The following is a 9407-nucleotide window of genomic DNA, read 5'->3' as shown; positions in this document are numbered from 1 at the left end:
CTGCGGCCGTTGAGCGACGCCGAGCGGGCGGCTCTGCCGGTCCTGGCGCACGGGGCGGCGATGCGGTTCTTCCTCACCCGGCTGCACGACTGGGGCGCGACGCCGGCCGGCGCGCTGGTCAGGCCCAAGGACCCGCTGGAGTACGAGCGCAAGCTGGCCGTCCACCGCGCCGCGCCGGACCTGGTGTTGTTCGGGGGCGCCACGTGACGCCGAAGGTGGTGATCCACACCGACGGCGCCTGTTCCGGCAATCCGGGGCCCGGTGGCTGGGGCGCAGTGCTGCAGTTCGGCGCTAGGGAGAAGGAAATCTGCGGCGGGGAGCTGGCCACCACCAACAACCGCATGGAGCTGATGGCCGCCATCCAGGCGCTGGAGGCCCTGACGCGGCCCTGCAAGGTCGAGTTGCACACCGACAGCCAGTACGTCCAGAAGGGCATCCACGAGTGGATCCACAACTGGAAGAAGCGCGGCTGGCTCACCGCCGACAAGAAGCCGGTGAAGAACGACGACCTGTGGAAGCGGCTGGACTCCGCGCGCCTCCGCCACGAGGTGGACTGGCGCTGGGTCAAGGGGCACGCGGGCCACGAATACAACGAGCGGGCCGACGGGCTGGCCCGCAAGGGGCTGGAAGAAACGCTTACCGCCGCCTTGGCTTGAACGTTCAATATTGAACGTTGTGCTTTAATCTCGAATTGTATAGCTTGTTCGAGGTTGAACGAGGAGGCCCGACATGGGAGCGTTCGAGGAGCATCCCGAAGTCCAGGTGTTCGACGAGATCGGCCTGATCGAGCATGGGGTGCGCACGGTGATCAGCCGCTGCCTGCCGGTGGGGCTCAGCTATCCGCAGTTCGAAGTGCTGAACCTGCTGGCGCGCCGGGGCGACGACCAGACTCCGGCGCAGATCGCCCAGGCCCTGCAGATGACGCCCGGCGCGATCACCAACACCCTGCAGCGGCTCGAGGCGCTGGACATCCTGCATGTGCAGCCCTGCGACGCCGACCGCCGCAAAAAGCGGGTGGCCATGACGCCCCGCGGTCGCGAGGTCTATGGCCGCACCATGATCGCCATCAAGCCCAGGATGGAGAGCTTGCGCGACGGGTTCACCCAGAAGGAATTCCGCGAGGCCCTGCCGTTCCTGCGCGCGCTGCGCACTTGGCTGAGCGAAAGCCGCTAGTGTGCTGGATTTGAAGTTCGCACGACGTCGGATCGAGCTCGGAGCGAACTTCAAATCCCCGAAGCACACTAGAAACATTGACTTGCTAGTCTCCTTGTCGATTCCGAAGTTCGTCGGAGCCCGCCACAGGCGCATGCGAACTTCGGAAACGGGACACTAGGTCGCAGCCGCGCCTGACTTGGCGAGGTTGGGGCGCGGTATGGCCACCCGGAAGGCGCCCGTCATCTTGGCCTTGTCGGCGGCCTGGTCAGCCCAGGCGATGGTGAAGGCCAGGGGCGTGCGGGGCTGCACGGACATCACCGCCAGGCGTGCCTCATGGCCCTTGAGCAGGCCGGCGATCGCGGCGCGCAGGTCGAGATCATCCGTTGGCGGATCAGCCGGCTCGACGAACACCCCATCCAGCAGTTTCGCGTCTTCGGCGGCGGTCTCGATCCTGAGCGCCGCGCCCTTGGGCAGGTCCGCGAGCGCAGCGGCCAGGCTGCTCAGCGCCATCCGGGTCCGCGTGGTCCGCCGGTCGCCGCCGGCCCAGCCCGTGACCTCCGCGCCCACCCGCACATAAGCCCAGCCGCCGTTGAGGAAAGCCTTGTGGTGCTGGGCGGCGACCCAGATCCGGATGGGATCGGCCATGCGTCAGGAGGCCTGGCCGGCGTAGACCTTGACCAGGCGGTAGAGGAAGTCGCGGCCCTCATAGAGCGACTCCACCCCGATCCGCTCGTTCAGCCCGTGGATGCGGTCCAGGTCCGGCTCGTAGAAGATTCCCGAGACGCCATAAGTCGGGATGCCGGCCGCCAGGTCCGTGGTCGGCGCCTGGGCGGTGGCGGGCGAGGCGAAGGCGGCGACGATCGCCAGCGCGCTGATGAGCTTGAGCATGTTGTATTCCCCAACGTCGAGCGACTATCCCAGCCGGGCTGCGCGCGGGCAAGGCTGCGATGGTGTTTGCCCTGAGCCTCCGGCAGGCCGAAAATGAACACCGGGAATGGGGAGCCAAGGGCTGTGCGGGACGGACTTGAAGAGACCATCGCCGAACCGGTGGCGTCGAAGCTGACCTATCCGTTCGAGCAGGGTCCGAACGCCGGCGAGGCGGTGGATATCGCGCCGGGGGTGAAGTGGCTGCGGATGCCGCTGGGCGGGGCGTTGGCGTTCATCAACGTCTGGGCGCTGGCCGACGGCGACGGCTGGGCCATCGTCGACACCGGCATGGGCGGCCCCGACACGCGGCAGGCCTGGCGCCAGGCCTTCGACGGGCCGCTGGCGGGCAAGCGCGTCACTCGGGTGCTGGTCACCCACATGCACCCCGACCACATCGGCATGGCCGGCTGGCTGACCCGCAAATACGACTGCCGCCTGTGGATCAGCCGGCTGGAGTTCCTGATGTGCCGCTCGCTGGCGGCGGACACCGGCCGCGAGGCGCCCGCCGACGCCCTGACCTTCTACCGGGCCGCCGGATGGGACGAAGAAGCCATCGAGCACTACCGGTCCCGCTTCGGCGGCTTCGGCCGTGCGCTGCACGCCCTGCCGGACAGTTTCCAGCGCCTGTCCGACGGGGACGAGGTGAAGATCGGCGAGCATGTGTGGCGTGTGGTGGTGGGTTCCGGCCACAGCCCGGAGCACGCCTGCCTCTACTGCCCGGCGCTGAACCTGATGATCTCCGGAGACCAGGTGCTGCCGAGGATATCCTCCAACGTCTCGGTGTTCCCCACCGAGCCCCAGGGCGACCCGCTCACCGACTGGCTGACCTCGCTGGCCCGGATCAAGACCCGGGTGCCCGACGAGGTGCTGGTTCTGCCGGCGCACAACGATCCGTTCTTCGGCCTGCACGGGCGCATCGACCACCTGATCGGCGGCCATGAGCGCGGGCTCACCCGCCTGCGCAACCTGATCGCGGAACCGAAGCGGGCGGTGGACGTGTTCCACGTGCTGTTCCGGCGCAAGATCGACCACAACCTCCTGGGCATGGCCACCGGGGAGAGCCTGGCGCACCTCAACTGCCTGATCGAACGCGGGCAAGCGGTGCGCAGCCGGGACGAAAAGGGCGTCGACTGGTATCGGGCCGCAGCGTAGGCTTACACTGTAAACAGCAGAGGCGGCCCGCCGGGCCGGAGCAAGACATGACCGAACACATCCTGGCTGAAACCTCCGGCGGCGTGCTGACGCTGACCCTAAACCGGCCCGAGAAGAAGAACGCCCTGACCCGGGCGATGTACCAGGCGCTGGGGGACGCGATTGACGGCGCCGCGGACGAGCCCGCGGTGCGCTGCATCCTGATCCAGTCCAACGGCGACATCTTCACCGCCGGCAACGACATGGGCGACTTCGCCAAGGTGAACGCCGGGGACGGCGCGGCCAACCAGGCGCGGGAGGCCGGCAACCCCCTGCTGAACGCCCTGGCCCGGGCCAAGACCCCGCTGGTGGCGGCGGTGCACGGTCGCGCGGTGGGCGTGGGCGTCACCATGCTGCTGCACTGCGACCTGGTGTTCGTGGCCGAGGACGCGCTCCTGACCACCCCGTTCGTCAACTTGGCCCTGGTCCCGGAGGCCGCGTCCTCGCTGCTGCTGCCGGCGCGGATCGGCCACGCCCGCGCCTTCTCCATGTTCGTCCTGGGGGAGGCGGTGGATGGCCGCACGGCGGCGGCCTGGGGCATCGCCAACGCCGCGGTTCCAGCCAGTGAGCTGCGCGCCAGGGCCCTGGCGGCGGCGCAGGCCGTGGCGGCCCGCCCGCCCTCCGCTGTGGCGCTCACCAAGGCGCTGATGCGCGACCCGGCGGCGCTGGCCGCGCGGATGACCGAGGAAGGCCGCCACTTCGCCGCTCAGCTCAAGTCGCCGGAAGCCAAGGAGGCGTTCGCCGCCTTCGCCGAGAAGCGCCAGCCCGATTTCTCGAAGGTCGCCTAGTGACCGATCGCATCACCGCGGGCCTGTCGCCCTACACCGACGCCGCCGATGTGGTGGAGGCGCACGACCTGGCGGGCCGCACCGCCATCGTCACCGGGGGCGCCACCGGCATCGGCATCGAGACTGTCCGCGCCCTGGCCGCTGCCGGGGCCGAGGTGACCATCGCCGTGCGCAACCGCGCCTCCGGCGAGGCGGCGGCGGCGCAGATCAACGCCCAGCTGGGAGCCGATCGGGCCAGCGTCGGCTTGCTGGACCTGTCGGACCTCTCCACCGTGGTAGCCTTCGCCAGCGCCTGGGGCGACAAGCCGCTCAATATGCTGATCAACAACGCCGGCGTGATGGCCTGTCCGCAGACCTACACCGCCGACGACCTGGAGATGCAGATCGGCACCAACCACTTCGGCCACTTCCTGCTGGGGGTCGGCCTGGCGCGGGCGCTGATGAACGGCGCGGAGGACGGACGGTCGGCGCGCCTGGTGTCCCTGTCGTCCCTCGGCCACCGCCGCAGCGCGATCAACTGGGACGACCCGCACTATCGCACCAGGCCCTATGAGAAGTGGGAAGCCTATGGCCAGTCGAAGACCGCCAACGCCCTGTTCGCGGTGGGCTTCAACGAACGCTTTCATGACCTGGGGGTGACCGCCAACGCGGTGATGCCCGGCGGCATCATGACCCCGCTGCAGCGGCATCTGCCCCGGGAGGAGATGATCGCCATGGGCTGGATGAACGACGAGGGGGTCGTCGCCCAGGGATTCAAGACCCCGGCTCAGGGCGCGTCCACCAGCGTCTGGGCGGCGGTTGGCGACGAGCTGGAGGGCGTCGGCGGGCTCTATCTGGAGAACCTGGCCCAGGCGCTGCCCTGGGGGGTGGAGCCGATGTCCGGAGTGATGCCCTACGCTCTCGATCCCGAGGGCGCGGAGCGGCTCTGGGCGCTGTCGGAAGAGACCACGGGAGTGAAGCTATGAGCCTTTCCGGCAAGACCCTGTTCGTCACCGGCGCGAGCCGCGGCATCGGCCTGGCCATCGCCCTGCGCGCCGCCCGCGACGGCGCCAACGTGGCCATCGCCGCCAAGACGGCCGAGCCGCACAAGCACCTGCCCGGCACCATCTACACCGCCGCGGAGGAGATCGAGCAGGCCGGCGGCAAGGCCCTGCCCCTGATCGTCGACGTGCGCGAGGAAGCCTCGGTGATGGCTGCGGTGGCGCAGACCGTGGCGCGGTTCGGGGGCATCGACATCTGCGTGAACAACGCCTCGGCCATCCAGCTCACCGGGACGCTGGCCACCGACATGAAGCGCTATGACCTGATGAACCAGGTGAATGCGCGCGGCACGTTCCTGACCTCCAAGGCCTGCATCCCGCACCTGAAGCGGGCCGCCAATCCGCACGTGCTGATGTTGTCGCCGCCCCTGGACATGAGCCCGCGGTGGTTCGCCGGTCACACGGCCTACTCCATGGCCAAGTTCGGCATGAGCATGTGCGTGCTGGGGATGAGCGCCGAGTTCGCTGCCGACGGGATCGCCTTCAACGCCCTGTGGCCCCGCACGGGCATCGCCACCGCGGCGATCCGCTTCGCCCTGGCCGGCGACGAGGGCATGGCCCGCTGCCGGACGCCGGAGATCATGGCCGACGCAGCGCACGCGATCTTCGAGAAGCCGTCGCGGGACTTCACCGGCAACTTCCTGATCGACGACAGCTTCCTCTACGCCGAGGGGGAGCGCGACTTCGACAAGTATCGGGTCGACCCCAGCCAACCCCTGATGCCCGACTTCTTCGTGCCCGCCGACAGCGTGCCGCCGCCAGGGGTGACCGTCGGCGTGGGCAGCCGCGAGCCGGTATGAGCGTCACCGTGCGGGTGGCCTCGCCGGCCGATGCGTCGCTGATCGCCGGCTTCATCCGCGACCTCGCCGAGTACGAGCGTCTGCTGCATGAGGTGGAGGTGACCGCGGACGACCTGCGCCGGGACCTGTTCGGCGAGAATCCGCGCTGCTTCTGCGACATCGCCGAGCACGAGGGCCAGCCGGTGGGATTCGCCCTGTGGTTCTACAACTATTCCACCTTCCGCGGCCGGGCGGGGATCTACCTGGAGGACCTGTTCGTGAAGCCCGAGGCCCGCGGGGTGGGCGCTGGCAAGGCGCTGCTGCGCGGGCTGGCCCAGCGGTGCGTGGAGGCCGACCTGGGCCGGCTGGAGTGGGCGGTGCTGGACTGGAACGCGCCCTCCATCGCCTTCTACGACAGCCTGGGCGCGGGGCGGATGGACGACTGGACGGTGCGCAGGCTCTCCGGCGAGGCCCTGACCCGCCTGGCGGCCAGCTAGGGCCCGCCGGTGAGCGCCCCACCCAAGACGGTGCTGCACGCCGAGCCGGAGGAGGCCCAGGCCATCCGCGAAGCGGTGCGCATCGTCGATCCCGCCACCCTGGGTGAGCACCGCGCCCGCGCGGACCTGTCCCACGTCCAGGGCCTGGTCGCCCTGCTGAGCGATCCCGCGGTCTCGGACGCGATCTATGACCTGCCCCGGCCGATCACGCCGGATAGCGTCACCCGCTGGGTCACCGAAGCCCAGGCCCAGGCGCTGGCCGGGGATGGCCTGCTGCTGGTCAGCCTCGACGCGCACGGCGCCGTGGCGGGGTATTCCAGGTTCACGATCTGGCCCGAGCGGGCGTCGGGCGAGCTGGCCGGGGCGGTGCGGGCTGACCGGCAGAACCGCGGCCAGGGGGGTCCGGGAGCTGCCCACACCTTCGCCTGGATGTTCACCACCCTGGGCGTGCGCCTGATCGGCCTGACCGCCGCCACGGACAACATCCGCTCGGCCAAGCTGATCGAGGCGGCCGGGTTCGTGGACATGGGCGAGCGCGAGGCCATCCGGCCCGACGGGACGATCCGCCGGTCGCGCTACTGGGAACTCACCCGCGAAGAGTGGCGGCTGAGGCATCGGCTATGAGTAAATGTTCCTCCCCCAACCGCGCGGCGCGATGGGGGAGGAACAGGAGGTTGCGGCCGCCTAGCTCGCCGCCTTCGCCGGCTGCTGGGTGGCGCCGGGCAGGGGGCCCCGCTGCAGCGGGAAGAACTTGTCGGCCATCTTCGGCACGGCTTCCGACAGGATGGTGGCGACGGTCCAGCCCTCTTCCTTGGTCACCGTCTCGATCGGGCGGGGCTGCGAGTAGAGGATGATGTTCTCGCCGGAGGACCCGAAGATCTGGCCGGAGACGTTGGCGGCGGCCGGGGTGACCATGGCCACGGAGAACCGCGCGGGCTGATCGGCGCGGACCTTCTCGGCCATCAACTTGCGGCGTTCGGCGGCGGCCTCGTCCTTGATTGGCACCGACTGGGTCATCCGCGTCCAGGCCACCGGCGCCAGGCAGTTGGAGCGCACATTGTTGCGCGCGCCTTCCATGGCGATGATCCGCGACAGGCCGGCGATGCCCATCTTGGCCGCACCGTAATTGGCCTGGCCGATGTTGCCGAACAGCCCCGAGGTGGAGGTGAAGAACATGTAGGCGCCGTCGTTCTGCTCGCGGAACAGCTCGATGGTGGCCCGGGCCACGTTGAACGAGCCGCGCATGTGCACGTCGATGACCCGGTCCCAGTCCTCCTCGCTCATCTTGTGGAACATCACGTCGCGCAGGATGCCGGCCGGATTGATCACCGCGTGCAGGCCGCCGAAGGTGTCGCGCGCCTGCTCGACCATGCCTTCCACCGCCTTCAGGCTGGTGACGCTGTCGGAGTTGGAGACCGCCTCGCCGCCGTTGGCGCGGATTTCCTGGGCCACCTGCTCGGCGGGGCCCGCGGAGCCCTCGTCCTCGCCCTTGAGGCTGCCGCCCAAGTCGTTGACCACCACCTTGGCGCCTTCCTGCGCCGCGATCAGCGCGCAGTCGCGGCCGATCCCGTTGCCGCCGCCTGTAACCAGGACAACCTTACCCTCAAGTGCGCCCATCGACTTATCTCCCTAATCAATGAGGATACAGTTATTCGAGGCGGTCGGCCTTGCGCAAGTCGGGGAACAGGCGCGCCCATAGCGCGGTGACCATCAGGGCGCCGACGCCGCCGAACACCGCCGCGCCCGCCGGGCCCAGGAACCGGGCCACCACGCCGCTCTCGAACTCGCCCAGCTCGTTGGAGGCGCCGATAAAGACGGAGGAGACCGCCGCCACCCGGCCGCGCATGGCGTCGGGGGTGACCAGCTGCACCAGGGTCTGGCGGATGAACACTGACAGCATATCCGCGCCGCCCAGCACCGCCAGGGCGGCCACGGACAGCCACAGGGACCGTGAGAGGCCGAAGACGATGGTGGCCGCCCCGAACACGGCCACGCCGGCGAACATGAAGCTGCCTGCCTTGGCTCGGATCGGATTGGCGGCCAGCCACAGGGCCACCGCGGTGGCGCCGATGGCCGGGGCGGCGCGCAGGATGCCGAAGCCCTGCGGGCCCACGTGCAGGATGTCACGGGCGAACACCGGCAGGAGCGCCGTCGCCCCGCCCAGCAGCACGGCGAACAGGTCCAGTGAGATGGCCCCGAAGACGATCTTCTGGCGCCAGACGTAAGCCAGCCCCTCCTTCATCAGCGCCCAGCGCGATCCCGGCTGCACGTCGGGCTTGGCGTTCTTGCGGATGGCGACGATGAACAGCCCGGCCAGGAGATAGAGGGAGAAGGTGGTGAAATAGGCGGCCTGCGGCGAGAAGCCGACCAGGATGCCGCCGGCGGCGGGGCCGGCGATGGAGGCCGATTGCCAGGCCAGAGAGTTCCAGGCGATGGCCCGCGGCAAGAGCTTTCGCGGCACCAGCATGGGCCCCAGCGCCGTATTGGCGGGGGCGAAGAAGGCCCGGCTTGCCCCGAACAGGGCCGCGATCACCAGCAGAAGGGTCACCGAGGCCTGGCCGTTCAGGGTGGCGATGGCCAGGATCAGGACGCTGGCGATCTCGCCAGTCAGGCACAGCAGCAGAACCTTCTTGCGGTCGTAGCGGTCCGCCGCCTCGCCGGCCGGCAGCGTCAGCAGGAACACCGGCAGGAAGGCGGCCAAGCCGATCATCCCTACCAGGAAGGCGCTCTCTTCCACCGAGCGGGTCTCGCGGGCCAGGGCGTACATGTGCCAGCCCATGGCCACGCTCTGGATCTGGCTGGCGAAGCTTCCGGTCCAGCGCGAGCCCCAGAACACCAGGTAGTCCCGCTCTTTCAGTAGCGCGCGGGCTGAGGGGACGGCGTCCTGGGAGGGCTCGGTCATGGGCGTCCCGAACCTGCCCTGGGTTGGCGCCGGCGGCAACGGCGCCGTTGACGGGGCGGGCCCCGCGCCCTATCTGCGCGCCTCCGGCTGGCTCCGAAAGGGCCCACGACATGCGGCTGCGACGAACC

At 69.6% G+C, this 9407-nt stretch carries 12 protein-coding genes and 1 pseudogene; 9 read left to right on the top strand and 4 right to left on the bottom strand.

Annotation, left to right across the window (positions count from 1 at the left end):
• The 3 genes and pseudogenes from ACLL81_RS03125 to ACLL81_RS03115 form a co-directional block, all read left to right on the top strand.
• Window positions 1-207, top strand: a pseudogene (locus ACLL81_RS03125) (homoserine kinase); the annotation flags it as partial.
• Window positions 204-656: a ribonuclease HI gene (rnhA, locus tag ACLL81_RS03120; protein WP_411286886.1), complete on the top strand. Its 453-nt coding sequence runs from the start codon at window positions 204-206 to the stop codon at window positions 654-656. The pseudogene ACLL81_RS03125 and the gene rnhA, both read left to right, overlap by 4 nt.
• 73 nt (window positions 657-729) lie before the next feature.
• Window positions 730-1173 (top strand): MarR family winged helix-turn-helix transcriptional regulator, encoded by a 444-nt coding sequence (locus ACLL81_RS03115; protein ID WP_411286885.1) that lies wholly within the window; start codon window positions 730-732, stop codon window positions 1171-1173.
• 156 nt (window positions 1174-1329) lie between these two features.
• Here the strand turns inward: ACLL81_RS03115 and ACLL81_RS03110 are convergent, their stop codons facing one another.
• Together ACLL81_RS03110 and ACLL81_RS03105 are read right to left on the bottom strand one after the other, a co-directional pair.
• Window positions 1330-1800: a ribonuclease H gene (locus tag ACLL81_RS03110; protein ID WP_411286884.1), complete on the bottom strand. Its 471-nt coding sequence runs from the start codon at window positions 1798-1800 to the stop codon at window positions 1330-1332.
• Window positions 1801-1803: 3 nt separating this feature from the next.
• Entirely contained in the window at window positions 1804-2043 is a 240-nt protein-coding gene (locus ACLL81_RS03105; RefSeq protein ID WP_411286883.1) for a hypothetical protein, read from the bottom strand.
• A 123-nt stretch (window positions 2044-2166) separates the two neighbouring features.
• Between ACLL81_RS03105 and ACLL81_RS03100 the strand changes: the two genes are divergently transcribed.
• The 6 genes from ACLL81_RS03100 to ACLL81_RS03075 are packed head-to-tail and all read left to right on the top strand — an operon-like array spanning window position 2167 to window position 7001.
• A complete protein-coding gene (locus ACLL81_RS03100; protein WP_411286882.1) occupies window positions 2167-3234 on the top strand; it encodes an MBL fold metallo-hydrolase in 1068 nt (355 codons plus the stop codon).
• Between the two features lie 47 nt (window positions 3235-3281).
• Window positions 3282-4061: an enoyl-CoA hydratase-related protein gene (locus ACLL81_RS03095; protein WP_411286881.1), complete on the top strand. Its 780-nt coding sequence runs from the start codon at window positions 3282-3284 to the stop codon at window positions 4059-4061.
• Window positions 4061-5026: an oxidoreductase gene (locus tag ACLL81_RS03090; RefSeq protein WP_411286880.1), complete on the top strand. Its 966-nt coding sequence runs from the start codon at window positions 4061-4063 to the stop codon at window positions 5024-5026. The genes ACLL81_RS03095 and ACLL81_RS03090 overlap by 1 nt, the downstream gene beginning before the upstream one ends.
• Window positions 5023-5901 (top strand): SDR family oxidoreductase, encoded by an 879-nt coding sequence (locus tag ACLL81_RS03085; protein WP_411286879.1) that lies wholly within the window; start codon window positions 5023-5025, stop codon window positions 5899-5901. Before ACLL81_RS03090 ends, ACLL81_RS03085 begins: the two co-directional genes overlap by 4 nt.
• Window positions 5898-6377, top strand: coding sequence for a GNAT family N-acetyltransferase (locus ACLL81_RS03080; protein ID WP_411286878.1), 480 nt, complete (start codon window positions 5898-5900; stop codon window positions 6375-6377). Before ACLL81_RS03085 ends, ACLL81_RS03080 begins: the two co-directional genes overlap by 4 nt.
• Before the next feature lie 9 nt (window positions 6378-6386).
• Window positions 6387-7001, top strand: coding sequence for a GNAT family N-acetyltransferase (locus ACLL81_RS03075; RefSeq protein ID WP_411286877.1), 615 nt, complete (start codon window positions 6387-6389; stop codon window positions 6999-7001).
• Between the two features lie 60 nt (window positions 7002-7061).
• On the opposite strand, the gene ACLL81_RS03070 is transcribed toward ACLL81_RS03075, so the two are convergent.
• Window positions 7062-7994, bottom strand: coding sequence for an SDR family NAD(P)-dependent oxidoreductase (locus tag ACLL81_RS03070; protein WP_411286876.1), 933 nt, complete (start codon window positions 7992-7994; stop codon window positions 7062-7064).
• A 31-nt stretch (window positions 7995-8025) separates the two neighbouring features.
• The gene (locus ACLL81_RS03065; RefSeq protein ID WP_411286875.1) at window positions 8026-9279 is read right to left on the bottom strand and encodes an MFS transporter; all 1254 of its coding nucleotides are present in this window, start codon (window positions 9277-9279) and stop codon (window positions 8026-8028) included.
• Window positions 9280-9407: the final 128 nt, after the last annotated feature.

The organism is Phenylobacterium sp., from assembly GCF_046590535.1.
Classification (GTDB): domain Bacteria; phylum Pseudomonadota; class Alphaproteobacteria; order Caulobacterales; family Caulobacteraceae; genus Phenylobacterium.
The sequence above is the reverse complement of the archived record's forward strand: the minus strand, read 5'-3'. Positions and strand labels throughout refer to the sequence as shown.

What these genes read in the sequence shown, in the direction of transcription:
- ACLL81_RS03070 (WP_411286876.1), bottom strand. Translation starts at nt 7,994, where the DNA reads ATGGGCGCACTTGAGGGTAAGGTTGTCCTGGTTACAGGCGGCGGCAAC.
- ACLL81_RS03080 (WP_411286878.1), top strand. Translation starts at nt 5,898, where the DNA reads ATGAGCGTCACCGTGCGGGTGGCCTCGCCGGCCGATGCGTCGCTGATC.
- ACLL81_RS03065 (WP_411286875.1), bottom strand. Translation starts at nt 9,279, where the DNA reads ATGACCGAGCCCTCCCAGGACGCCGTCCCCTCAGCCCGCGCGCTACTG.
- ACLL81_RS03105 (WP_411286883.1), bottom strand. Translation starts at nt 2,043, where the DNA reads ATGCTCAAGCTCATCAGCGCGCTGGCGATCGTCGCCGCCTTCGCCTCG.
- ACLL81_RS03115 (WP_411286885.1), top strand. Translation starts at nt 730, where the DNA reads ATGGGAGCGTTCGAGGAGCATCCCGAAGTCCAGGTGTTCGACGAGATC.
- ACLL81_RS03085 (WP_411286879.1), top strand. Translation starts at nt 5,023, where the DNA reads ATGAGCCTTTCCGGCAAGACCCTGTTCGTCACCGGCGCGAGCCGCGGC.
- ACLL81_RS03110 (WP_411286884.1), bottom strand. Translation starts at nt 1,800, where the DNA reads ATGGCCGATCCCATCCGGATCTGGGTCGCCGCCCAGCACCACAAGGCT.
- ACLL81_RS03095 (WP_411286881.1), top strand. Translation starts at nt 3,282, where the DNA reads ATGACCGAACACATCCTGGCTGAAACCTCCGGCGGCGTGCTGACGCTG.